This window comes from Cellulomonas sp. P5_C5, assembly GCF_054049655.1.
Genome location: NZ_JBFULY010000004.1, coordinates 194,712 through 219,423 on the forward strand (window position 1 = coordinate 194,712; position 24,712 = coordinate 219,423).

The 24,712-nt window shown below is 71.9% G+C and carries 22 protein-coding genes; 4 read left to right on the plus strand and 18 right to left on the minus strand.

Translation table 11 applies throughout. The annotated features are described in order from the left end of the window. Positions 1-6: 6 nt before the first annotated feature. Positions 7-489 carry a CarD family transcriptional regulator gene (locus tag ACXJKF_RS05660; protein WP_055916922.1) on the minus strand — a complete coding sequence of 161 codons (483 nt, stop codon included), beginning with the start codon at positions 487-489 and terminating at the stop codon, positions 7-9. 243 nt (positions 490-732) lie between these two features. Between ACXJKF_RS05660 and ACXJKF_RS05665 the strand changes: the two genes are divergently transcribed. Next, a complete protein-coding gene (locus ACXJKF_RS05665; protein WP_456786753.1) occupies positions 733-1,242 on the plus strand; it encodes a hypothetical protein in 510 nt (169 codons plus the stop codon). A 62-nt stretch (positions 1,243-1,304) separates the two neighbouring features. Here ACXJKF_RS05665 and pstB read toward each other — a convergent pair whose 3' ends face one another. From pstB to ACXJKF_RS05705, 8 genes are all read right to left on the minus strand, one after another. Next, positions 1,305-2,084 (minus strand): phosphate ABC transporter ATP-binding protein PstB, encoded by a 780-nt coding sequence (gene pstB / locus ACXJKF_RS05670; RefSeq protein ID WP_146931095.1) that lies wholly within the window; start codon positions 2,082-2,084, stop codon positions 1,305-1,307. Positions 2,085-2,095: 11 nt separating this feature from the next. Beyond that, positions 2,096-3,046 carry a phosphate ABC transporter permease PstA gene (pstA, locus tag ACXJKF_RS05675; RefSeq protein ID WP_456786754.1) on the minus strand — a complete coding sequence of 317 codons (951 nt, stop codon included), beginning with the start codon at positions 3,044-3,046 and terminating at the stop codon, positions 2,096-2,098. After that, complete coding sequence (gene pstC / locus ACXJKF_RS05680; protein ID WP_456786755.1) at positions 3,046-4,068, minus strand: phosphate ABC transporter permease subunit PstC; 1,023 nt, start codon at positions 4,066-4,068, stop codon at positions 3,046-3,048. The genes pstA and pstC overlap by 1 nt, the downstream gene beginning before the upstream one ends. A gap of 92 nt (positions 4,069-4,160) precedes the next feature. Further along, entirely contained in the window at positions 4,161-5,276 is a 1,116-nt protein-coding gene (gene pstS / locus ACXJKF_RS05685; protein ID WP_456786756.1) for a phosphate ABC transporter substrate-binding protein PstS, read from the minus strand. A gap of 185 nt (positions 5,277-5,461) precedes the next feature. Then, complete coding sequence (locus ACXJKF_RS05690; protein WP_456786757.1) at positions 5,462-6,184, minus strand: response regulator; 723 nt, start codon at positions 6,182-6,184, stop codon at positions 5,462-5,464. After that, entirely contained in the window at positions 6,181-7,383 is a 1,203-nt protein-coding gene (locus tag ACXJKF_RS05695; RefSeq protein ID WP_456786758.1) for a sensor histidine kinase, read from the minus strand. Before ACXJKF_RS05695 ends, ACXJKF_RS05690 begins: the two co-directional genes overlap by 4 nt. 132 nt (positions 7,384-7,515) lie before the next feature. Beyond that, positions 7,516-7,998 carry a DUF1269 domain-containing protein gene (locus ACXJKF_RS05700; RefSeq protein WP_456786759.1) on the minus strand — a complete coding sequence of 161 codons (483 nt, stop codon included), beginning with the start codon at positions 7,996-7,998 and terminating at the stop codon, positions 7,516-7,518. 27 nt (positions 7,999-8,025) lie between these two features. Beyond that, on the minus strand, positions 8,026-8,427 hold the full coding sequence (locus tag ACXJKF_RS05705; protein ID WP_456786760.1) for a DUF7144 family membrane protein: 402 nt from the start codon (positions 8,425-8,427) through the stop codon (positions 8,026-8,028). A 504-nt stretch (positions 8,428-8,931) separates the two neighbouring features. Here ACXJKF_RS05705 and phoU point away from each other — a divergent pair. Next, positions 8,932-9,597 (plus strand): phosphate signaling complex protein PhoU, encoded by a 666-nt coding sequence (gene phoU / locus ACXJKF_RS05710; RefSeq protein WP_456786761.1) that lies wholly within the window; start codon positions 8,932-8,934, stop codon positions 9,595-9,597. A 127-nt stretch (positions 9,598-9,724) separates the two neighbouring features. Here the strand turns inward: phoU and ACXJKF_RS05715 are convergent, their stop codons facing one another. From ACXJKF_RS05715 to ACXJKF_RS05750, 8 genes are all read right to left on the minus strand, one after another. Then, positions 9,725-11,536, minus strand: coding sequence for an alkyl/aryl-sulfatase (locus ACXJKF_RS05715; protein WP_456786762.1), 1,812 nt, complete (start codon positions 11,534-11,536; stop codon positions 9,725-9,727). A gap of 119 nt (positions 11,537-11,655) precedes the next feature. Then, the gene (locus tag ACXJKF_RS05720; protein WP_456786763.1) at positions 11,656-12,396 is read right to left on the minus strand and encodes a phosphoglyceromutase; all 741 of its coding nucleotides are present in this window, start codon (positions 12,394-12,396) and stop codon (positions 11,656-11,658) included. A 56-nt stretch (positions 12,397-12,452) separates the two neighbouring features. Continuing rightward, a complete protein-coding gene (locus ACXJKF_RS05725; RefSeq protein WP_456786764.1) occupies positions 12,453-13,793 on the minus strand; it encodes a glycosyltransferase in 1,341 nt (446 codons plus the stop codon). 62 nt (positions 13,794-13,855) lie between these two features. Beyond that, on the minus strand, positions 13,856-14,239 hold the full coding sequence (locus ACXJKF_RS05730) for a hypothetical protein (protein ID WP_456786765.1): 384 nt from the start codon (positions 14,237-14,239) through the stop codon (positions 13,856-13,858). 91 nt (positions 14,240-14,330) lie between these two features. After that, positions 14,331-19,361: a glycoside hydrolase family 3 N-terminal domain-containing protein gene (locus ACXJKF_RS05735; protein ID WP_456786766.1), complete on the minus strand. Its 5,031-nt coding sequence runs from the start codon at positions 19,359-19,361 to the stop codon at positions 14,331-14,333. A gap of 141 nt (positions 19,362-19,502) precedes the next feature. Continuing rightward, positions 19,503-19,682, minus strand: a complete 180-nt coding sequence (locus tag ACXJKF_RS05740; protein WP_456786767.1) for a hypothetical protein — start codon at positions 19,680-19,682, stop codon at positions 19,503-19,505. A gap of 238 nt (positions 19,683-19,920) precedes the next feature. Beyond that, positions 19,921-20,412 (minus strand): hypothetical protein, encoded by a 492-nt coding sequence (locus tag ACXJKF_RS05745; RefSeq protein WP_456786768.1) that lies wholly within the window; start codon positions 20,410-20,412, stop codon positions 19,921-19,923. Positions 20,413-20,557: 145 nt separating this feature from the next. Then, entirely contained in the window at positions 20,558-21,583 is a 1,026-nt protein-coding gene (locus ACXJKF_RS05750; protein WP_456786769.1) for a lactonase family protein, read from the minus strand. A 170-nt stretch (positions 21,584-21,753) separates the two neighbouring features. On the opposite strand from ACXJKF_RS05750, the gene ACXJKF_RS05755 reads away from it, so the two are divergent. Next, positions 21,754-21,912, plus strand: coding sequence for a heme biosynthesis protein HemY (locus ACXJKF_RS05755; RefSeq protein ID WP_456786770.1), 159 nt, complete (start codon positions 21,754-21,756; stop codon positions 21,910-21,912). 250 nt (positions 21,913-22,162) lie between these two features. On the opposite strand, the gene ACXJKF_RS05760 is transcribed toward ACXJKF_RS05755, so the two are convergent. Beyond that, complete coding sequence (locus tag ACXJKF_RS05760; RefSeq protein WP_456786771.1) at positions 22,163-23,368, minus strand: ROK family protein; 1,206 nt, start codon at positions 23,366-23,368, stop codon at positions 22,163-22,165. 89 nt (positions 23,369-23,457) lie between these two features. Between ACXJKF_RS05760 and xylA the strand changes: the two genes are divergently transcribed. Next, positions 23,458-24,645 (plus strand): xylose isomerase, encoded by a 1,188-nt coding sequence (gene xylA, locus ACXJKF_RS05765; protein ID WP_456786772.1) that lies wholly within the window; start codon positions 23,458-23,460, stop codon positions 24,643-24,645. Positions 24,646-24,712 lie beyond the last annotated feature (67 nt).

Genomic DNA, 24,712 nt, shown 5'->3' on the forward strand with positions numbered 1-24,712 from the left:
GTGGCGTCAGGACGCGAGGACCTCGTCGAGGATCGCTTCGGCCTTCTCCTCCTCGGTGTGCTCGGCGAGTGCGAGCTCCGAGACGAGGATCTGGCGGGCCTTGGCGAGCATGCGCTTCTCGCCCGCAGACAGGCCGCGGTCGGCGTCGCGGCGCGAGAGGTCGCGCACGACCTCCGCCACCTTGATGACGTCGCCCGACGCGAGCTTCTCGAGGTTCGCCTTGTAGCGACGGGACCAGTTGGTCGGCTCTTCGGTGTAGGGAGCGCGGAGGACCTCGAACACCTTGTCGAGACCTTCCTGACCCACCACGTCACGCACGCCCACCAGGTCGACGTTCTCAGCCGGGACCTCGATGGTGAGATCTCCCTGAGCGACCTTGAGCTTGAGGTAGAGCTTGTCCTCTCCGCGGATGGTTCTGGTCTTGATCTCTTCGATCAATGCCGCACCGTGGTGCGGGTAGACAACGGTCTCCCCAACAGTGAAAGTCATCTGCAGGTGTCCCCTTTCGCAGAGGGGTATCTTATCACGCCGTTTTTGGCCTTTTGCCGCGTGATTACGGCCATCTGCGCAGGTCACAGGCAGGTCAACGGCGGGCCGCCCGATGCTCCGCCGCCGAGCCGGTCACGCGTCCTGCACGCCCGGCGCACGCGTGCGCGGCGGCTAGGCTGGGGCCCGACGGAGACGCTCCGTCGCCCAGCCCAGCCCGCAGCGCCCACGTCCCGAGGAGTCATCGTGACCTCGCCCCGCCCCCGCACCCTCCGGGTCGCCGCCCTCGTCGTCGGCGTCGCCGTCGCCGGGCTCACGATCGCGGGCTGCTCCGCGACCAACCAGATCACCACCCAGAACCTGTACTCGGCGTCCGACGGGGTCCGCTTCGTGCTCGGGGACGTCCGCGGCAGCAACCTCCACGTGCTCGTGGAGGCCGAGGGTGACCCCGGGACGCTCCAGGGCGGGCTGATCAACGACAGCAACGAGGACCGGTCCGTCACGCTCGCGATCGGCGACGACGAGTCGGTCGTCCAGCTCGGCCCGAAGGAGACCGTGCTCCTGGGTGTCAGCGACGCCGAGCTCGAGGGCTTCACCGAGGTGACGTTCCCCTCGATCGACGCCCCTCCGGGCGGCCTGGTGCCCATCACCATCTCCACGCCCGAGGACGGCTCGATCGTCGAGCAGGTGCCCGTGCTCGACGGCACCCTGCCCGAGTACGCGTCGCAGGTGCCCACCGCACCCGCCGAGGACTGAGCACGACGCACAGAAGGGGCCGTCCGGACGTCCGGACGGCCCCTTCTGCGTGCTGCGACAGCTCAGCCGAAGCGGCCCGAGATGTAGTCCTCAGTGGCCTGCACGCGCGGCGAGGAGAAGATCGTCGCGGTGTCGTCGATCTCCACCAGCCGGCCCGGCTCACCCGTCGCGGCGAGGTTGAAGAACGCCGTCCGGTCCGAGACGCGCGCCGCCTGCTGCATGTTGTGCGTGACGATGACGATCGTGTAGTCGGACTTCAGCTCCGCGATGAGGTCCTCGATGGCGAGCGTCGAGATCGGGTCCAGCGCCGAGCACGGCTCGTCCATGAGGAGCACCTGCGGCTTGACCGCGATGGCGCGCGCGATGCACAGGCGCTGCTGCTGCCCGCCCGAGAGCCCAGACCCGGGCCGGTTGAGCCGGTCCTTGACCTCGTTCCAGAGGTTGGCGCCGCGCAGCGAGGCCTCGACGACGTCCTGGGCGTCGCCCTTGGAGATGCGCTTGTTGTTCAGCTTGATGCCGGCCAGCACGTTCTCCGCGATCGACATCGTCGGGAACGGGTTGGGGCGCTGGAACACCATGCCGACCTGGCGGCGGACCGCGACGGGGTCGATGTCCGACCCGTACAGGTCGACGCCGTCCATCGCGACGCTGCCCTGCACGTGCGCCCCGGGGATGACCTCGTGCATGCGGTTGAGCGTCCGCAGGAAGGTCGACTTCCCGCAGCCCGACGGGCCGATGAACGCGGTCACCGAGCGGGGCTCGACCGCCATCTCCACGTCGGCCACGGCCCGGAAGTCGCCGTAGAAGATGTTCAGGTCCTTGACGTCGATGCGCTGTGCCATGGGTCTGTCTTTCAGCCGAGGTTCTTGGGGGCGAAGAAGCGGGTGATCAGGCGGCCGATCAGGTTGAGCAGCATGACGATGAGGATCAGCGTCAGCGCCGCGGCCCAGGCCCGGTCGTAGTTGATGGTCGGGATGCACTCGAGGTCGCCGGGCGTGCAGGGCACGAGGCCCTGCGAGTACTGCCGGTAGACGTAGACCGGGAGCGTCATCATCCGGCCCTCGAACAGGTTGAAGTTGATCGAGTCGATGACGCCGACCGTGATGAGCAGCGGTGCGGTCTCGCCGATGATGCGCGCGATCGCGAGCGTGATCCCTGTGCCAATGCCGGCGATCGAGGTGCGCAGCACGACCTTGATGACGACGAGCCAGCGGGGCACGCCCAGCGCGAGGGCCGCCTCGCGCAGCTCGTTCGGCACCAGCCGGAGCATCTCCTCGCAGGAGCGCACCACGACCGGGATCATCAGCACGCTCAGCGCGACCGCGCCGACGATGCCCATGCGGATGCCGGGACCGAGGATCACGGCGAACAGCGCGTACGCGAACAGGCCGGCGACGATCGACGGGATGCCCGTCATCACGTCGACGAAGAACGTGACCGCCCGTGCGAGCGCGCCACGGCCGTACTCCACCAGGTAGACGGCGGTGAGCAGGCCGATGGGCACCGAGATGACCGTCGCGGCGAGGGTGATCTCGAGGGTGCCGATGATGGCGTGGTAGATCCCCCCGGCGTCCATGCCGCCGAACACCCCGCGCATCGAGTRCGTGAGGAAGTACGCGTTGAAGCGCTCGATGCCGTTGATCAGCACCGTCCAGGACACCGAGATCAGCGGCAGCATCGCCAGCAAGAAGGCGCCGTAGATGAGCCCCTTCATCAGGCGGTCMTTGCGGTGGCGGCCCTTGTCCACCTGGCGCAGGAGCGCGCGCAGCTCGGCGTTGCCCTCGGGGAGGGTCGTGGCGGTCATCAGTTGGCTCCCGAGAAGTCCTTGCGGCGCGCGACGATCGCGCGGGCGGCCATGTTGACGACGAGCGTGATGACGAACAGCGCGAGGCCCGTGGCGATCAGCGCCGAGACGCCCAGCGGGTTGGCCTCGGGGAACTGCGCGGCGATGTTGGCCGCGATCGTCTGCTGCTGCCCTGCCTCGAGCAGCTTGAACGAGTACAGGAAGCCGGGCGACAGGATCATCAGGACGGCCATCGTCTCGCCGAGCGCGCGGCCCAGGCCGAGCATGGCGGCGGACACGATGCCCGAGCGGGCGAACGGCAGGACCGCGACCCGGATCATCTCCCAGCGCGTGGCCCCGAGCGCGAGTGCCGCCTCCTCGTGCAGGCGCGGGGTCTGCAGGAACACCTCGCGGCTCACGGCCGTGATGATCGGCAGGATCATCACGGCGAGGACCAGACCCACGGTCATGAGCACGCGAGCGGTCGGTGAGACGGTGCCCGCGAAGAACGGGATGAAGCCGAGGTACTCGTTGAGCCACGCCCAGATCGGCTTGACCATCGGCGCGAGCACCAGGCCGCCCCAGAGGCCGTACACGACCGACGGGATGGCCGCCAGCAGGTCGACCAGGTAGCCGAGGCCCGACGCCAGCCGACGCGGCGCGTAGTGCGAGGTGAACAGCGCGATCCCCAGCGCGATCGGCGTCGCGATGACCAGCGCGAGGGCGGCGGCGAGGACCGTGCCGAAGATCAGCGGGCCGACGAAGTCGAGGAGCGACGTCGCCTCGCCCATCCACGTGACCTTCTCGGTCAGCTCGGCCGCCGGCGTGGTCAGCGCCGGCCACGCCCGCAGGACCAGAAAGGCGGCGACGGCGACGAGCACGACGAGGATGAGGGCGCCGGCGCCGGTGGCGGTCCACCGGAACAGCCGGCTCGCGCCCCTGTCGACCACGCGCGTCCGACGGCGGCGTCTCGGCCGGGGCGACTCGACGTCCTCGGCCGGGCGCACGCCGTCCTGCGTCGGCGGGCTCTGGGTGCTGGTCACTTCTCTCCTGCTGCTCGTGGTGGGTGGTGCACCGCCGGCGGCGGACCCGTCCTCCCCCCGAGGCGGGCCCGCCACCGGCGGGTCGTGGGACGTCAGGCGGCTGCGGTGATCGAGTCGATCGCTGCCTGGACGTCGGTGCGGAGCGTGTCGGACAGCGGGGCGGAACCGGCCGCGCTCTCGGACGCGGACTGGCCCTCCTCGCTCACCACGTAGCTGAGGAAGCCCTTGACCAGGTCGGCCTGCTCGGCCGTGGCGTACTCCAGGCACGCGATCGAGTACGACACGAGGATCAGCGGGTAGGCGCCGGCCTCCGTCGTCTCACGGTCGATCTTGATGACGATGTCGCCGTCGGCGCGCTCCTCGTCCCGCGGGGAGGCGTCGACCGCGGCCGCGGCAGCCTCCTCCGACGGGGCGACCCACTCCTCGCCGACCTTGATGCTGGCCACGCCGAGCGTGCCGACCGCCGAGTTGTCGGCGTACGCGATGGTGCCGTCGCCGCCCTGGACCGTCTGGATGACGCCCGAGGTGCCCTGTGCCGACTCGCCGCCCTCGATGGGCCAGTTGCCGTCGGCCTCGTACGTCCACGCGCCACCCGAGGCCTTGGCCAGGTAGTCGGTGAAGTTCTTCGTCGTGCCGGACTCGTCCGAGCGGTGCACGGGCGTGATGGCCGTCGCCGGGAGCGTGGCGTCGGGGTTCTCCGCCGCGATCTCGGGGGCGTCCCACGTGGTGATCTTGTTGTCGAAGATCCCCGCGATGGTGGCCGCCGAGAGGTTGAGCTCGGTGACGCCCTCGAGGTTGAAGACGACCGCGATCGGGCTGATGTAGACCGGGATGTCGATGGCGCCGGTGGTGCAGACGCCCTTGGCCTGCTCGAGCTCCTCGCTGGTCAGCGCCGAGTCGGTGCCGGCGAACTGGACCGAGCCGTCGAGGAACTGCGTGCGACCGCCGCCGGAGCCCACGGGGTCGTAGTTGACGTTCACGTCGGGGTTGGCGCTCTGGAAGCCGGCACGCCAGGCATCCATCGCCTTCTCCTGCGACGTGGCGCCGGCGCCGTTCAGGTCGCCACTGAGCTCGCTGGCCTGCTCGGGGGCGCCGGACGTGCTGTCGCCGGACCCGGTGGGGTCGTCCGATCCGCAGGCCGTGAGGGAGAGGGCGACGGCGCCGGTGAGGGCGATCGCGCCGATCCGGCCGTGGAGGGAGAGCTTCACTGTGTTCCGTCCTGTCGATCAGGTGCGCACCGATGTGTGCGCGGCGATGCTGACCGTAGGAAGTCGACGTGACCGGGTGGACCGCATCCGGTGAACCGCAGGTGAACGGTGGCCGACGAGTCGGACGCGCGTCCGGGCACGGTGATGCCCCGCACGCCAGGGCGGGCGGGGCATCGTGGTGCGCGCTACTCGCCGTCGTCGGTGAGCTTGTAGCCCAGGCCGCGCACGGTCAGCAGCAGCGTCGGGTTGCCGGGGTCGGTCTCGATCTTGGCGCGGACGCGCTTGACGTGGACGTCGAGCGTCTTGGTGTCGCCGACGTAGTCCGAGCCCCAGATGCGGTCGATCAGCTGGCCGCGGGTGAGCACCCGCCCCGCGTTGCGCAGCAGCAGCTCGAGCAGCTCGAACTCCTTGAGCGGGAAGGCGACGAGGTCGCCACGCACCCGGACGGTGTGGCGCTCGACGTCCATCCGCACCGGTCCGGCGACCAGCAGCTCGTCGTCGTCCTCCACCGGCAGCGGAGCGGGTGCACCGGATGCGACCACGACCGCCTCGCGGCGGCGCAGCACCGCCCGGACGCGGGCCAGCAGCTCGCGCGACGAGTACGGCTTGGTGACGTAGTCGTCGGCACCCAGCTCGAGGCCGACCACCTTGTCGATCTCGTCGTCCTTGGCGGTGAGCATGATGACGGGCACGTCGCTGACCAGGCGCAGCCGGCGGCACACCTCGGTGCCGGGCAAGCCGGGGAGCATGAGGTCGAGGAGCACCAGGTCGGCGCCGAACTCGTCGAACCTGCTGAGCGCCTCCGGCCCGGTGGCGGCCGTGACCACGTCGAAGCCCTCGCGCTCCAGCTGGTAGGTCAGCGGGTCCCGGTAGGACTCCTCGTCCTCGACGAGCAGGATCCGGGTCATGACGCGCTCCGGCGCACGTGCGCTCCTTCGGTCTCGGTGAGGGGCAGCTCTCGCACCGTCGAGGCGGGCTCTTCCTCGGCGCGTGGCAGGCGCAGCGTGAACGTCGAGCCGCGGCCTGGCTGCGACCAGACGGTCACCTCGCCGCCGTGGTCCGCGGCGACGTGCTTGACGATCGACAGGCCCAGACCCGTACCGCCGGTGTCGCGGGAGCGCGCGGGGTCCACCCGGTAGAAGCGCTCGAACACGCGCTCCTGCTCGGCCGGGGTGATGCCGATCCCCTCGTCGACCACGGCGATCTCCACGAGCTCCCCGTCCGTGCGCACCCCGACGCCGACGTGCGACGCCTCCCCCGAGTACGCGACGGCGTTGTCCAGCAGGTTGCGCACCGCCGTGACCAGCAGGTCGTGCTGCCCGAGCACGCGCGTGCCGCGCACCCCGCCGATGTCGAGCCGGACGTGCTTGGCCTCCGCGGTGGTCCGGGCACGGTCGACGGCCTCCGACAGGACCGTGTCCACGTCGACCAGCCCGACCTGACCGAGCGCGCCCGCCACCTGCAGCCGGGACAGCTCGATGATCTCGTGCACCAGCGCCGACAGCCGCGTGGCCTCCGCCTGCATGCGGCCCGCGAACCGGCGGACCGCCTCCGGGTCGTCGGCGGCGTCCTGGACCGTCTCGGCGAGGAGCGCCAGCGCGCCCACCGGGGTCTTGAGCTCGTGCGACACGTTCACCACGAAGTCGCGGCGGATCGCCTCCAGCCGGCGCGCCTGCGTCAGGTCCTCCGCCAGCACCACGAGGTGGTCCGCGCTGACCTGCGCGACCCGCACCTGGACCATCAGCACGCCGGGGCCCACGGGGCCGCGCGGCACCTCGAGCACCTCGTCGCGGATCACCCCGTCGCGTCGCACCAGTGCGATGAGGTCACGGATCGCCGCCGGGGCCACCCGGCCGTCCCGCACGATGCCGAGGGCGTGGGCCGGGGCGCTGGCCCGCACCACCTGGTCGGACTCGTCGAGCACCACCGCGGCCGAGCGGAGCACCGCGAGCGTGCGGACCAGGCCGTCGTCGAGCGCGGGCTTCGGCTGCGCCGGCACGTCGCGCTGCGACGCCTCGCTCCAGCGGAACGCGAGGGTCGCCCACACCCCCACCAGCAGCCCGAGGCCGCCCGCGAGGAGGAGCATGAGCCCGTCGATCCCGTCCACGACACTCACAGTAGGACGCGCCGGGCGATGCACCGCGCCGATGAGGCCCGAGCGCGCCACGCCGCCGTCGAGCGTTCACCGACCGTTCACCCGGGGYCGCTCCAGCGAGCGGCCCCGGGGTCGAGCACGGTCTCAGCCGAACGTCTCCATCAGCAGCGACCGCTCCGCGTCCGTGAGGTTGGTGGCGACCAGCGTGCTGTGCAGGCCGTGCATCCGCTCCCCCAGCCGGTCCATGTCGGCGTTCTCCGTCACCGCGCAGAGCAGCGACGTCCCGACGGTGATCTGCGCGCGGATCTCGTCCAGCTGGCTCTCCGGGATGCCGACCGCGGACACCGCCTTGGTGATCGCCCCGGCGGCGGCACCGACGGCGACGCCGAGCAGCGGCACGAAGAAGAGGCCGCCGAACAGCAGGCCCCAGAACGCCCCCCAGCCGGTGCCGCGCAGCTTGTCGTCGTGCGAGTGGTGCATCTCCGGCTTGTCGGCGCCCTCCGGCCAGCTGATGACCGCGTGGTCCACGATCTTGACCAGTCCGTCACCCTGCGCACCCTTCAGTGCCAGGACGGCCTTCTGGGCCCCGTCGACAGTGTCGAACTTCCACGCCGTGAACGTCGTCATCGTCGTCTCCTCTCCTCGGTTGTCTTCTCAGCGGCTTGCTCGAGCGACCTCATCACCGTGCACCGTCAGGGCCCACAGGATGAAGAAGTCCAGGACGATGGCGATCAGCGACCACCACGGCGTGACGGGCAGCGACACGAACTGCGCGAGCAGGTTCACGATCACCAGCACGACCGCGAACACCCGCGCCCAGCCCCGGCCGGAGAACAGCGCGAACCCGACGAGCAGCAGCAGCACCCCGAGCGCCAGCTGCACCCAGCCCCACGTCGAGACGTCGACGACCGCGATGCCGTCGGGCGACCAGGAGACGACCGTCTTCGGGGAGAACACCGCCACCGCCCCGGAGATGATGTTGAACAGTCCTGCGACGAGGATCGCGAACGCCGCGAACCACACCCAGCCGACCCAGGCTGTGACCTTCTGTGCCATCGTGCATCTCCTTCTGTGGGTTGATCGCTAGAGCCCTGAGATGCCGTCCCCGATCATCTTCGCCCCGATGACCAGCAGCGGGACAGAGATGATGACGGCGTCGTGGTGGACCATCCAGACCTTTGCCGTGCACCGAGGTCGCCGACGCGATGAGCAGCAGGTTCGTGGGGATCAGGAACGCGAACCCGTGGGAGCGGGCACGACCGCTCGCCGGCATCAGGACCCTGGCGACGATCGGCATCGGGCTCAGCAGCGCGCCGACGGCAACCGGCGACGACTGGCCGATGGCTGCTCCCACGGACGACCTCCTGCGCTCGGGTGATCTCCTGGCAGGCTATTGGTCCGACCTCACCGGCGGGGACGAATCGCCCCAGATCCCCGGTACGAGTTCTCCCCCACCGCAACGGCCGTCGTCCGTTCACCTGGCCGCGCCCGGATGTTCACCTGCCGATGGCAGCCTGACGCTGCGCGCGGCACCTGCCGTCGCGGCACGAGAGGGAGCACATGCGGGACATCTTCGACGCCGAGCTGCACCAGCTGGGCGAGGACCTGGCGGCGATGAGCGGCCGGGTCGAGCACGCCATCACCAACGCCGGCATCGCGCTGCTCACGGCCGACCTGGCGCTCGCGGAGTCCGTGATCGCCGACGACCTGGCCATCGACGCCATCGAACGGGACCTCGACGAGCGCTGCGTCCTGCTGCTCGCGCAGCAGCAGCCCGTCGCGACGGACCTGCGGATCGTCGTGTCGGCCCTCCGGATGAGCGCCTCCCTGGAGCGCATGGGCGACCTCGCCCGGCACGTCGCCCAGGTGGCTCGCGGCCGGTACCCCCGGCACGCCGTGCCGCAGGCGCTGTCCGGCACGTTCGCAGAGATGCACGACGCCGCCGTCCGGGTCGCCCGGCGCACCACGACGCTGCTGAACAGCCGTGAGATCCAGCTGGCCGAGAGCATCGAGCAGGACGACGACCTGCTCGACGAGCTGCACGAGGACACGTTCGCGGCGCTGCTGGGCGGCTCCTGGGCCGGCACCACGCAGGAGACCATCGACGTCACGCTGCTCGGCCGGTACTACGAGCGGTTCGGCGACCACGGCGTCTCGGTCGCCCGCCGGGTGACCTACCTGGTGACGGGCGCCGCCCGCCCGGAGCTGGACCGCACCGCCAACTGACGAACCCCACGACGTCCGAGCATCTGGTCGCTGKAGCGCTCACTTCCTCGGACGCAACGGGGCAAGACACGACAACGTCCGAGCAAGTGGTTGCCAGGGGGCTCACTTGCTCGGACGTTGCTGTCTGTCAGGGGGTGACGATCGGGAACGTGTTCGACGTCGAGTCGACGTAGGTGAGCAGGCGGCCGAGGGCACCCTGGTCGCCGGCGAACTCGATGCCGTCCTTCTCGTGCACGAACAGCAGCTGGATGAGCAGCGCCTTGGTGAGGGTGACGGTCAGGTCGGCGGCCGCGGCGCGCTCGCCACGGACCGCGTGGATCAGGGCGCCGTTGGACAGCTCCGTCCGGTAGGTGAACCCCTCGTCCGTGAGCACCCAGTCGATCGCCAGCTTCTCCGACCCGGCGCGAGGGCCGTCGATGCGGACGCCGATCGAGTCGAACAGCTGCGTGATCGTCAGGCCGCCCAGGGTCGACGGGGTCGACAGGTCGGGCGGCGGCGCGGCGATCCCCTCGGTCAGCTCCTCCGCGCCGCGCAGGTAGAAGTTGCGCCAGGTGGCGTTCTCGGAGCCATGGCCCAGCGTGGTGAGCGCCTGCGCCAGCAGGCCGCGCGCACGGTCGGTGTCACCGCCGCCGAACACGACGTGGCTGGCGAGCGTGGTCGCCCAGCGCAGGTCGTCGGTGTCCCCCGTGGCCAGCAGGGACTCGACCGTGTCGAGCGCGTTGTCGGCACCGCCCGCGAGCGCGATGATCCGCGCCCCCTCCTTCTGCGGCGGCAGCTCCCACAGGTGGGCCGGGTTGCCGTCGAACCAGCCGAGGTAGCGCTGGTAGATCGCCTTGACGTTGTGGCTGACCGAGCCGTAGTAGCCGCGCGCGCTCCACGCCTGCTCCAGACCGGGTGACAGCTCGAACTCCTCCGCGATCTCGATGCCGGTGAGGCCGTGGTTGATCAGGCGCAGCGTCTGGTCGTGCAGGTACTGGTAGAGGTCACGCTGGGTCGACAGGAAGCTCGTGATGCGCTCGGTGCCCCACGTCGGCCAGTGGTGCGACGCGAACACCACCTCCGCCTCACCGCCCCAGAGCTCGAGCGCCTCGTGCATGAACCGGGACCAGGCGCGCGGGTCGCGCACCTCGGCACCGCGCAGCGTCAGGAGGTTGTGCAGGGTGTGCGTCGCGTTCTCGGCCATGCAGAGCGCCTTGTGGTCCGGGAACCAGATGTTCATCTCCGCGGGCGCCTCGGTGCCCGGGGTGAACTGGAAGACCATGCGGACGCCGTCGACCGTCGCCTCCGTGCCCGTCTCCGACACCGAGACCGTCGGCGCCGCGAGCCCCAGGGAGCCGTTCGACGTCGCCATGCCGAGCCCGCAGCCCACCTGCCCCGTCGGGCCCGCCGGCAGGTCCATGGCGTACATGTAGACGGCGCGACGGGACATCGCCGGACCCGCGTAGACGTTCTCGGAGACCGTGTGCGCGAGGAACCCCTCGGGCGCGTAGACCGGGATGTCCGGCCCGGTCAGGGCGAGCATCCCGCCGTAGTGGTCCGCGTGCGAGTGCGTGATGACGATGCCGGTCACCGGACGGTCGCCGCGGTGCGCGCGGTACAGGGCCAGTGCGGCTGCCGCGGTCTCCGTGCCCATGAGCGTGTCGACGATGACGACGCCGGTGTCGCCCTCGATGAACGACATGTTCGACAGGTCGTACTGCCGGACCTGGTAGACGCCCTCCACCACCTCGAACAGCCCGCCTGCTGCGGCGAGCTTCGCCTGCCGCCAGAGGCTCGGGTGCACGGTGTCCGGGGCGTCGCCCTCGAGGAAGTCGTACCGGTGCGGATCCCAGACCAGCTGGCCTGCGGAGCCGAGAAGGGGCTCGGACGGGATGTCGGCGATCTTCCCCCGTGCCACGTCGTCGAAGTCGGACGTGTCCTCGAAAGACGGAAGTGTCATGTTTCGGAGTCAATCAGAACCCTGTTGTGACGGCACGGCGACGTAGAAAGAACGCAACGTCCGAGGAAGTGAGCGCTGTGACGCGCACTTCCTCGGACGTTGCGGGAAAGGGCAGAGGGTTAGCGGCCCTGGTTGGCGACGGCCTTGATGGCTTCCGCCGCGGCCTCCGGGTCCAGGTACGTGCCACCCGGGTTGGTGGGCTTCAGCGTCTCCTCGTCGAGCGTGTACAGCAGCGGGATGCCCGTCGGGATGTTGATGCCGGCGATGGTGCTGCTGTCGACGTCGTCGAGGTGCTTGACCAGGGCGCGGATCGAGTTCCCGTGCGCCGCGACCAGGACCGTCTTGCCGGACCGCAGGTCGGGGACGATGTCCGACTCCCAGTACGGCAGCGCGCGGACGAGGACCTGCTCGAGCGCCTCCGCGCGCGGGATGGGCTCACCGGCGTAGCGCGGGTCGGCGTCCTGCGAGAACTCCGAGCCCAGCTCGATGTCCGGCGGCGGGAAGTCGTAGGAGCGGCGCCAGAGCATGAACTGCTCCTCGCCGTACTCGTCCAGCGTCTGCTTCTTGTCCTTGCCCTGCAGCGCGCCGTAGTGCCGCTCGTTCAGGCGCCACGAGCGCTTGACGGGGATCCAGTGGCGGTCGGCGGCGTCGAGCGCGAGGTTGGCGGTGGTGATCGCGCGGCGCAGCAGGGACGTGTGCACGACGTCGGGCAGCACGCCCGCGTCGGTCAGCAGCGTCCCGCCGCGCACGGCCTCTGCGGTGCCCTTCTCCGAGAGGGGCACGTCCACCCAGCCGGTGAACAGGTTCTTGGCGTTCCACTCGCTCTCGCCGTGGCGGAGCAGCACGAGGGTGTAGGTCATGGGTCCATCCTGCCGCAGGGGTCAGCGGACGTCCCGGGACGTCCGACCCACGGTCATTACGACACGACGCGGGACGCCCGGACCTCGCCCGCCACCGAGTACACCTTGAGCATCTGGTCGGCGGTGGTCTCCCAGCCGAACCGCTCGGCCACCTGGCGCGCGCCCACCGCGTACCGGGCGCGGTCCTCCGACGAGGCCAGCACGTCGGCGATCACGTCGGCCCACACCTCCGGGTCGTGCCCGCGGACCAGCCGGCCGGACACGTCGTGGTCGACGATCGTGCGCAGCCCGCCGACGCACGCCGCGATCACCGGGACCCCGCTGGCCTGGGCCTCGGCGGCGACGAGCCCGAACGACTCGCTGCGCGACGGCATCGCGACCACATCCGCCGCGTGGTACCAGCGCGCGAGGGTGTCGCGGTCGGCCGGCGCGTGCACGAGGACGTCGTCGGGGACGCCGTTCATGGCCGCGAGCGCCTGGAGCTCCTTGACGGCACTGGACCGGCCCGACGGCCCGCCGAGCACGACGAGCAACGGGACCGGCCGGCCGGACGCCCGCAGCACGCCCAGCGCGCTGACCAGCACGTCCGGTGCCTTCAGGGCCTGCACGCGACCGGCGAAGAGCACGATCTGGCGGTCGGTGGGCAGCCCGAGCTCCCGACGGGCCGACAGCTGGTCCCCCGGCACGAAGCGGTCCAGGTCCACGCCGGGCTCGACCACGTGCACGCGGGCGGGGTCGGCGCCGTAGAGCTCGACCAGCTCCTCGGCCTCGACCGGGGTGCTGGCCACCAGGGCGTCGGCCTCCTCGACCAGCTGCTCCTCGCCGACGACGCGCGCCGTGGGCTCGGCGGTGTCGCCGGGGGCCAGGGACGCGTTCTTCACGCGGGCCAGCGTGTGCGCGGTGTGCACCAGCGGCACCTCCCAGCGGTCCGCCGCGATCTGGCCGACCTGCCCGGACAGCCAGTAGTGGGAGTGCACGACGTCGTACCAGCCGGGCCGGCGCGCGGCCTCCCAGCGGAGCACCCCCGCGGCCATCCCGCACAGGACGCCCGGCAGGTCGTTCTTGTCCAAGCGCTCGAACGGGCCGGCGGGCACGTGGTGCACGAGGATCGGCGGCGTCACACCGGGACCGACCTCGTCGGCCAGCAGCACCGTGCGGGCGGCGTCGCCGACGATGGGGCGGCCGAGCGCATCGACCCCGGGCAGCAGCACGGTCTCGGGCTGGTCCGACGACGTCGCGCGCGTGAAGATCTCCACGCGCGCGCCACGGGCCGCCAGGGCCCGCGCCAGCTCGATCACGTACACGTTCATGCCCCCGGCGTCACCGGTCCCGGGCTGGTCCAGCGGGGACGTGTGCACCGAGAGCATGGCGACGCGCGGGGCGTGCTCGAGGGTCACGGGTGCTCCTGTTCGCGGACGGGTCTGACCCCATTCTCACGCACAGAGCGCACCCGGGCGCGTCACGGCTGGGTGGCGGCCTCCGCGGCGTGCGCTCCGGACGAGCGCTTGCCGAACCGGCCCTTGAGGGCGCTGAGCCCGCTCGGCGGCTTGTAGTCCCCGCGGATCGGGAAGATGTTGCCGTCGGGCAGGAAGCCACCGGCCGTCGAGGGGTAGAACGACAGCTCGGGCCAGAGCGACACGATCTCCATCAGCTTGGCGCCGCGCGCGAACGCCGCGGCCAGCTGCGGGTCGTTGCCGGTGTACGTCAGCGTGTAGTCGTGGTCCTGCACGACCGTCTCACCGGTGGGCACCTCACCGCGGCGGGGCGTCCATCCCCAGGGGCTCTGTGGCTCCTGGTGGTTCCGGTCCGGACCCACCCGGTAGATGTCGAAGCCGTTGCGCATCGCGGAACCTCCTTGTTCGTCGTCGACGACCAGAGGATCGGCACGTCCGTGCAGGTCCTGGAGGTTTCCGGGCTCATGTCACCCGTTGGAGTCAGCGCACGACGAGCAGGTGCGGCGGTGCGATCCACGGCAGGTAGGTGCGATCACCCGTATAGGTGACGACGACGAGCGACGTCCGGGTGCCCTTGGGCAGCGCCACGACCGCCGTGCCGCGGGCGTCCAGGGTGGCCGACCCCTTGCGCGCGCCGTTGACCCAGACGTCGACCGTGCCGGTGGGGACGACCCCCGCGACGCCCGTGACCTGGACGTGCACGTCCTTGGGGTCGGTGCGCCGCACCGTCCAGTCGGTGCCGTCGGTGCGGACGGTCGGCAGCGTCTTCGTCACCGTCAGCGAGACGGCCGACGACGTCGACCCGAGGACCGGCGGGTCGGCGGCCGGGGCGCCCCCGTACACCGCGGTGACCGTGTGCCGGCCGACGGCGACGTCGGCCGGCAGCGCGACCTTCGCGGTGCCGTCCGCCGCCAGCGGCACCGTGGCCACCGACGTGCCGTCGACGAGCACCTGCACCGACCCCGACCCGCCCTGCACCGAGACCCGGGCGGTCACCGGCTTGCCGAAGATCGCGATCGCCGACGAGAGGGAGAGCCTGGTGGTCGACGCGACGGGGGGTGCGGTGGAGACACCGAGGACGTCGGCCAGGAGATCGACGGCGCCGGACGCGTCGCCGGACATCAGGGCGTGCTCGGCGTCAGCCGTGGTGGCGGCGTCGTCGGGCCCCGAGGCATCCTGCGCGAGGTCCCGGACGAGCGAGACGACGACGCCGGCCGCGGCGGCCGTGTCCCGGTCGGTGCCGTTCAGCTCCTCGGCCGCCGCGGCCAGGAGCCGGACCGCCTGACCGGTGCGCGCCGGGTCGAGCGCCGAACCGTCCCAGACGGGCGCGTCGAGCACGGCCTGCACGGCGTCCTGCGCGTCGCCGTCGGGCAGGGTGGCGACGAGCGCCGTCAGCCGGTCGCGCTGCGCATCGGTGCGCAGACCCCAGCCGTACGGGAACAGCGGCGCGTACGTGTCGTCGCCGACGTTGACGGGGACCTGGTCCGCGCTCGCGGGCCAGGTGACGGGCAGCCGGCCGGTTGAGGGCTGCGTGCCGAACAGGACGTCGGCGACGCCCGCACCCTCGGTGCCCGGCAGCCACGAGGCCACCAGCGCATCGATCGCGCCGAGCTGGTCGGTGACCAGCTGCGGGCGGCCCGACACGACGAGCACCGCGCACGGCAGCGCGCCGCAGACGGTGTCGATCGCGGTCCGGTCCGCCGCGCTCAGGCTCAGCGACCTCCCGTTGTTGCCGACGTCGCCCTGCCCCTCCGCGTACGGCGTCTCGCCGACCACGACGACGCCGACCTGCGCGTCGCCGACGGGCGCGGACGCGTCCTTGGAGTACGTGACGGACGCGTCCGCCGCCTGGATGCCTTCCAGGATCGACGTCCCGGTCGTGATGTCGCCCGAGCCGCCCTGCCACGAGATCGTCCAGCCGCCCGCCTGGTTGCCCAGGTCGTCGGCGTTGGAGCCCGCGACGTAGACCTTCGTGTCGGCGGCCAGCGGCAGCAGGCCGTCGGCGTTCTTCAGCAGCACCTGCGACCTCGCCGCCGCCTCGCGGGCCACCGCGCGGTGCTCCGGAGAGCCGACGGCTGCCGCCTGCGAGCGGTCCGCGAGCGGGGCGTCGAACAGCCCGAGCGCGAACTTCTGCGTCAGGATCCGCCGCACGGCGTCGTCGACCCGCTCCTGCGCGACGTCGCCGTCGTCGACCGCCCCGGTGATGGCCGTGATGAACGCACCGAAGTTGTACGGCGCCATCGCCATGTCGAGGCCTGCGTTCACCGATCGCGCCGCCTTGTCGGCGTACGTGCCGCCGGGCAGCTTGTCGATGCCCTCCCAGTCGCTGATGAGGAATCCGTCGAAGCCGAGCTCGCCCTTGAGCAGGTCGGTGTTCAGGGCGCCGTTCTCGTGCATCCGGACCGGGTCCGCCCCGTCGATCGAGACCGCCGAGTACGACGGCATGATGGAGCCGACGCCCGCCTCGATCGCGGGCACGTACGGGTCGACGTGCAGGCGCTCCAGCTCGGCCAGGCTGCCGACGCGCGTGATGCCCTGGTCGATCGGGTAGCCCGAGCCCGCGAGCGCCGGGTCGTAGGTGGTGCCGCCGTCGCCGACCCAGTGCTTGGCCGTCGCGAGGACCTTGTCGGGGCCGGACAGGTCGCTCGGGTCGGCGCCCTGCAGGCCCACGATCGCGGCGTCCGCCATCGCCGTCACCAGCGCCGGGTCCTCACCGAACGACTCGTACGAGCGGCCCCAGCGCTCGTCGCGCGTCACGCACAGGCACGGGGAGAACGCCCACGGGACACCGGTCGCGCGGACCTCCTGCGCGGTCGTGCGCTGGACCTCCTCGACCAGGTCGGCGTCGCGCGCGGCGCCCAGCCCTTCGTTGTGGGGGAAGATCGTCGCCCCGACCACGTTGTTGTGGCCGTGCACGGCGTCGACGCCGTAGAGGAGCGGGATCTGCAGCCGCGTGGACAGGGCCTGCCGCTGGAAGCCGTCGATCATGTCCGCCCAGCCGGTGGCCGTGTTCTGCGACGGGACCGAGCCGCCGCCCGAGAGCACCGAGCCGAGGCCGAGGTCGGCGATCTGCGCGGGCGACTGCAGGCCCAGGCGCTCGGCCTGGGTCATCTGGCCGATCTTCTCCGCCAGCGTCATCCGGCCCAGCAGGTCCTCGACCCGCTCGTCGGTGGCGTTCGTCGGGTCGAGATAGGCCGCGCCGACCGCGTTGAGGACGACCTTCGGGCTGGTGCCGACGGCCGCGCCCGTCGAGTCGAGGTCGATGGTCAGCGTGCGGGCGTCGTCGGCGGCCTCGGTCGCGTGCGTGACCACGTCGATCGTCTGGGTCGCGCCGGACGCCGTGCCCGCGGGGAACGTGAGCGTGCCGGAGAACGCGTCGTAGTGGGTGCCGGCGACCGCGGTGCCGGTGCCGTTCGCGTACTCGACGGTGACGTCCGCGGGCAGCGGCTGGCCGTCCGTCGTCGTCAGGGTCACCGGGACCTGCGCGGTCTCGCCCGGGTCGACGAGGACGACGTCCGGTGTCCCGACGGTCGCCGTCGGCGCCGGGACCGCCGAGCCGTAGAGCTGCACGTCGTCGATCGCCCAGGAGACGGGGGTCGCCGTGCCGGGCACGAACGTGACGGCGTACCCCCACGCGGACGTCAGGTCGAGGATCCCGTTGCGCGTCGCCGCGTCGCCCGGCTGGTAGCCGCTCAGCGTGAACTGCGAGAACGGGAGGTCGACGATCTTCCAGCGGCTGCCGTCGCTGGACCAGTTGTCCTTGAACGTCGCCGCCCAGACCTCGGAGTGCTCGCCGTCCGGGCCGCCGTCCTTGAGCTCGACCTTGATGTCGTCGCCGGCGGTCGGGGACGCCGGGCGCGTCGGCTGCGAGGCGTACCAGGCCAGCCGGATGCCCCGGAACGAGCTCCAGTCCTGACCGGCCGCGAGGTTCTGGCTGTACCCGCCCCAGCCGCCCGACGGGATCTGGTAGTCGCCGGACAGCACGTGGTTGCCCGCGGGGAGGCCGTCGCGCTCCTGCTCCGTGACGCCGAGGCGCACCAGGTCCGCGACCGAGCCCCACGTGAAGATGCCGACCGTGGAGCCGGGCGCTGCGATCGGCACCTCACCCTCCGCGTCCTCGATCATGCTGACCCGGTCGTACAGGCCGAGGTCGTCGAACGTCCACGCGCCCGCACCCAGGTCCGTCAGCGTGACCGCGAACCCGGTGCTCGCCGACGGGTCGAAGCGCGCGTCGGAGGCCGGGTTCCCCTTGAGCCGCAGCTGCGAGAACGCCACGTTGACCTGGCGCCAGCCGGCCGCGTCGTCGGTGATGCTGCGCTCGAACAGCTGGCCGCCGCTCTTCAGCTCGTACCGGAGCAGCCCGCCGCCGCCGGTGCCCAGGAACCAGAACGTGAAGCCGTCGTGCGCCGACCAGTCGGTGGCCGCGATGTCGTGCGTGAACCCGAACCAGTCGCCGGCCGCGGGGGTCCCGCCGACCGTCGCGACGAGCGCGCTGCCGCCACGGTCCACCGGCTCCGTGCTGAGCACCGGTGTCACCGGCGCGCTGATGCCCCACGTGGTGTAGCCGGCCGGCACGCCGGACTCGTAGTCGTCGAGCACCGTGACCCCGCCGACGTCCGGGAGGTCGCCGTGCGGGGTGATGGTGACCGTGCTCGTCGTGCGGCCGCCCAGCACCAGTCCGTCGGAGGGCTCCGAGAGGGTCAGCTCGACCGTGCGGACCTGGCCGAGCGGACCGTGGTCGACCGTCGGCACCGTGACGGTCGCCTCGGTCGTGCCCGCCGGGAAGGTGACCGTCTCGTCGACGGCCGTGTAGTCCGTGCCGGCCACGCCGGTGCCGCCCGTCGAGCGGACGCGGACCGTGGTGTCGGCGTCCGCCGCCGTCGCCAGGATCAGCGGGACGGTCGCGTCGTCACCTGCGGGGACCGTCGTGCCGGACGCCGCGAACGCGACCGCCGACTGCGTCGCCGTGCCGTAGACCTCGAACGAGAACAGCGAGTAGCCGTACCAGTGCGGGCGGGCGGGGTCCCAGTCGAAGCTGGTCCGCTGGTTCATCTGCAGCCGCACGTACCGGGCGTCGGTGGCCGCGAACGTGACGTCGTCCGTGCCGCCGTCGCCGGCCGCCTCGGTGTGCACGGTGGTCCACTCGTCGGGCACGGTGGCCACCTGGAGCTCGTAGCCCGCGGCGAACGCGGCCTCCCAGGCCAGGACCACTTGGTCGACGGACGCCTCCGCGCCCAGGTCGACCTGGAGCCAGGCGGTGAACTCGACGTCCTCGTCCGGACCGTTCCCGCTCGCCCACCGCGTGGCCGGGTCGCCGTCGATCGCCGCGTCCGGCGGGAACGTCCCGTCGCCGTCGGACTGGCTCCTGTCGGCCGTCGCCGTCCCGGTGCGCGCCAGGTCGCCCGGCGCCGCGACCGCGGGTGCGGCGAGGCCGACCAGCGTCAGCGGGACCACCAGCGCCAGGGCGGCGAGGCCGGCGGGAAGGGCGTTCAGACGGTCGGCACGGCGCACGGTCACTCCCCTGGTGACGTGGCCGGGCCCCGTTGCACGGCCACTGTCCGCGCGGGTCGGGTCAGTGCCTCGTTGCACCGCCGACGCGTGCGGTTCTCGCCAGACAATCACAAGCACTTACTGGGCGGTAAGTCGAGAAGATCACGATTCGGTAACGGGCTTTTCGGAGCATTCCAGACGCGGCAGCACGCGCGTCAGCCCGTCCCTGCACTCCCGCAGGTAGCGCTCGACGAGATCGGGCCGACGGTCCACCGCCCACCGCGTCACGTCGACCAGCTGCAGGACTGTCATCCGCGCGATGGTGACCTCGTCGTCCGCCACCCCCGCACCGCGCGCGAACTCCTCGTACTCGCCCCACGAGATCGTCCGGTCGCAGACGGCCCACTGGTAGACCTGCTGCGCGTCGGTCCACGGTGCCGGGCCCGTCTTGGCGTTCCCCAGTCGATCAGCACCGGTGCGACGCCGCGGCCGCGCGCGACGACGTTCCGCGGCGCCAGGTCACCGTGCGCGAGCCCGAACGAGAACGACCGCCCACCGAGCGCCTCGATCGCGTGCCGGATCAGCGCCGCGTCCTGCGGGCGGTAGGCCTGCCCGGCCAGGTCGTCGTCCTCCAGCGCAGCCAGGTTGTAGTCGACGTGCGCGCGCCAGGCCGCCCCCAGGTCGGCCCCGAACCGCGAGTAGAGCCCCGGCGGAGCACCGGCCAGACCGATCCGGCCACGCGCCGCGCGCACGTGCCCAACCACGTCCACGGGACGTCGACCTCGTCGTCCGCCGGCGGCACATATCCCGCCACCATGTACGGCACCMCGTCGACGGTCCCCGTCGCGACGAGCTCCGGCGTCGCGATGCCCACGCCCTCCGCCGCGGCCATCGCCCACGCCTCGACACCGAACACGTCGTCCCGCAGGTCGACGGGCAGCCGCACCACCCAGTCCGCCTCCGGTCCTGACACCCGGTAGACGCGGTTCACCACACCGCCGAGGCGCGTGACCGACCGCGGCGCCATCCCGTGCCGACGGGCGACGCTGCGCACGAGGTCGTCGTCGCTCACGTCGGCGATGCTGCCACCGGCTGCGCACGCCCCGCGAACAGATACTCGCGCCTGGCGCGCGCCGGTTCGCGACCGCCGCCCGTCCGCCGGTTCGCGACCCGCACCGGTGCAGTCCGGGAGCGCGGCCGCGCTGACCACCGTGCCGTCAGGCCGGCAGCACGCAGGTCGGCGACGGGAGCGCGAGCGTGCTGACGACGGTGCCGTCGGCATCGAGGACCGCCAGCCCGCTGGACACCTGCTCCGCGACGACCGTCCACCCGTCGACCACCTCGAGGTGCCGCGGCCACGCCCCGGGCAGCGCGTCGTCGGCGACCGGCTCGAGCAGACCGTCCGCGCGGATCGCGAACCGCGCGAGCACGTCCGACGACCGCACGCCGACCAGCAGCCGGTCGCCGTCCCGGACGATGTGCGAGGGCAGCCGACGCTCCGCCGCGGGCACCGTCGTCGCGGGCAGCGTCTGCACCAGCGTCCCGACGCCCGCCTCCCACGCCAGTACCCGGACCGTGACGTCGAGCTCGCCGACCACGTACGCGAAGCGTCCGTCGTCGCTGAACGTCACGTGCCGCGGACCCTTGCCGGCCGGGAGCGCCGCGGCGATCCCGTCCTCGACCAGCCGCCCGTCCTCGCGGCGGTAGCGACGGATCTCGTCGGTGCCCAGGTCGACCACCAGGACGAACGCGCCGCTCGGGTCGAGGGCGACGAAGTGCGCGTGCGGCGACTCCTGCCGGTCCTCGTCGGGACCCGACCCCACGTGCCCGAGCACCTGCGCGGGCCCGTGCGTCGCGAACCCGCCGTCCTCGTCCAGCGGCAGCACGCCGAGCGTGCCCGAGGAGTAGTTGGCGACGAGCAGCGTGCCACCGTCCTCGTCCAGCACCAGGTGGCAGGGATCCGCGCCGCCCGACGGCACCGTGTCCCGGTGGACCAGCGTGTCGCCGACCACGTCGAACACGCTGACCGTGCCGTCCGTCTGCTCGTTGACCGCGTACAGGACCGTGCCGCGCAGCGCGAGGAAGCTCGGCGACGGCGTCTCGACGACCTGCCGCGCGTTGCTCAGCGCACCCGTCTCGGGGTCGAGGTCGACCCGCCAGATCCCCTCCCCGAGCCCGACGGGCGTCCCCGCACCGGCGACGGGGTAGGTACCGATCCACAGGGGTGTCTGCTGCGCGCTCACGATCCCGGAGCCTACGGCGCGCACCCGACCACGGCCCGCGAACGTCCACACCCCACCCCCTCCACGAACGTCCGAGGAAGTGAGCGCTCCGGCGACCAGATCCTCGGACGTTCGTGGGGGTGGGGGCCTACAGTCGGGGCAGCACGTGCGGCTCCAGCGAGGTGGCGACGATGACCGAGCAGAACTCCCCTGCGACAGCCCGGTACGCCGTGCTCCCGGAGCCGGTGCGGCTGGAGGACACCATCGCGAGCGTGGAGACCGAAGCCGCGCCGGACCCGTTCATGGGCCGCGACACCGAGACGGAGTTCATGCTCCGGAACGCCGGCTGACCGCGGGAGTCCCACGTCCTACGGGGTCGTAGGCCACGCACCCAGCAACGTCCGCACATCCGCGCGTTCTAGCGACCGAGCGTGCGGACGTCACGCCCAGCTCCCCGCAGCGTCCGCACATCCGCGCGTCCCAGCAACCACATGTGCGGACGTTGCGTCACGAACGCGAGAGGTCCGCGCATTCGGATGTGCGGACGTCAAGCCACACACCCCAGGACATCCACGCGTCCGAACAGCCGCCTGTGCGGCGTCAGGGTTGTTCGTGGGTGCGGAGCCACTCCGCCGGGTCCGTGAGGACCGTGGACAGGGCGGCCAGGGCGCCGCCGGTCATCGCCGGGTACCGACCCGCGCGGGCCGAGGAGACCTCCAGCGGCGACCACGGCGCGAAGATCACCAGCTCGTCGAGCCGGGCAGCGACCTCGTCGTGCACGTGGTCGAAGAGCTGGCCGAAGGTGCCACCGAGCACCACCTCGCCGACGTCGACCACGTTGGCCACGCTCGCGAGGGCGACGCCGAGCGCTCGGGCGGCCTGCGCGACGGCGGTGGTCGCCCGGGGGTCCTCGGCAAGGAGCGCGTCGAGCAGGGCGTCGAGGCGAGCGGTCGGCGGCAGGCCCGCGGCGCGGAGCATGGCGTCCTGGCCGGCGAGCGCCTCGAGGCTCCCGTCGGAGGCGCGCGGCCCCCGGAAGGCATCGACGACGATGTGCCCGATCTCGCCGCTCCAGCCGTGCCTGCCGGGGAAGATCTCGCCGTCGAGGACGATCGCGCCACCGATGCCGACCTCGCCGGAGACGTACGCGAAGCTGGGTGACCCGCGGCGGGCATGGGCCTCTGCGCGGGCGGCGAGGTTGGCCTCGTTGGCGACGCGCGGCGGGAAGCCGGTCGAGGCCGAGAGGGCGCCCACGACGTCGACGTCCCGCCACCCGAGGTTGGGTGCGATCCGGAGCGGGCCGGTGACGCGGTCGACCAGTCCCGGCAGGGCCAGGGCGGTGCCGGCGACGCGGACGCCCGTGCCGTGCAGCCCGTCGATCACGGGGCCGACGAGCGCGGCGAGGCGGTCGAGGACGGCGGCGGGCTCGGCCCCCCGCAGGTCGTCGAGCTCGACGTGCTCGGCCAGCACGTCCCCGGCGAGGTCGATCGCGCGGACGCCCAGGTAGTCGACGTTGACCTCCATGCCGACGCCCGCGACGGTCCCCTGCGCGGGGGCCAGCGGGACGGCCGGACGCCCCGCGCGCTGCGTCTGCGTCGGGTCGAGCTCGCGCACCAGGCGCGCCTCGATGAGGTGGTCGACGAGCCCGGAGACGGTCGCCCGGGCCAGCCCCTCGGACGCGGCGAGCTGGGCGCGTGAGGGAGGCTGCGCGGCGTCGACGATCCCCCGCAGCGCGACCCCGAGGTTCTGGTCGCGCATCTGGGCCTGCCGGGCCACGCGCGACGGGTCGCGAGGCTCGGGCTGGGGCATGCGCTTGACCCTACCGGCTTCGCGGGATAAATTCATCCGGCAAACTAAACTCTCGCTAGTTCAAATTCATCTCGATGAGGAGACGCGTGATGGCAGCGCAGCCCACCCGTGCAGACAAGTTCTCGTTCGGCCTCTGGACGGTCGGCTGGAACGCCCAGGACCAGTTCGGCTCGGCCTCGCGCCCGTGGCTGGACCCGGTCGAGTCGGTCCACAAGCTGGCCGAGCTGGGCGCCGCGCACGTGACGTTCCACGACGACGACGTCGTCCCGTTCGGCTCCGACGACGCCGAGCGCGACAAGATCCTCGCCCGCTTCAAGGGCGCGCTCGACGAGACCGGCATCACCGTCGAGATGGTCACCACCAACACGTTCAGCCACCCGATCTTCAAGGACGGGGCGTTCACGTCGAACGACCGCCGAGTGCGTCGCTACGGCCTGCGCAAGGTGGTCCGCAACGTCGACCTCGCCGCCGAGCTCGGCGCGGACACGTTCGTCATGTGGGGCGGCCGGGAGGGTGCGGAGTACGACTCCGCCAAGGACCTCAACGCCGCGCACGACCGCTACGCCGAGGGCATCGACACCGTCGCCGCGTACATCAAGGAGAGGGGCTACGGCCTGCGCATCGCGCTCGAGCCCAAGCCCAACGAGCCCCGCGGCGACATCCTGCTGCCGACGATCGGTCACGCGATCGCACTCATCGACCGCCTGGAGCACTCGGACATCGTCGGCCTGAACCCCGAGGTCGGCCACGAGCAGATGGCGGGCCTCAACTACACGCAGGGCATCGCCCTCGCGCTGTGGGCGGGCAAGCTCTTCCACATCGACCTCAACGGCCAGAAGTCCATCAAGTACGACCAGGACCTGGTGTTCGGCCACGGCGACCTGTTCTCCGCGTTCGCCACGGTCGACCTGCTCGAGAACGGCTTCCCGTCGGGCGGCCCGACGTACGACGGCCCCCGCCACTTCGACTACAAGCCGTCGCGCACCGAGGACTTCCAGGGCGTGTGGGACTCCGCGTCGGCCAACATGGCGACGTACCTGCTGCTCAAGGAGCGCGCCCAGGCGTTCCGCGCCGACCCCGAGGTCCAGGCGGCGTTCGAGGAGTCCGGCGTGCTGGAGCTCGCGCAGCCGACGCTGGCCGCCGGCGAGACCCTGGCCGACCTGCTGGCCGACCGCTCCGCCTACGAGGACCTCGACGTCGACGCCGTGGCCGAGCGCGGCTTCGGCTTCGTCCGCCTCAACCAGCTGGCCCTCGAGCACGCCCTCGGCGCCCGCTGACCGTCACTGCCCCCGCAACGTCCGAGGAAGTGAGCGTCCTGGCGCGCACTTGCTCGGACGTTGCACA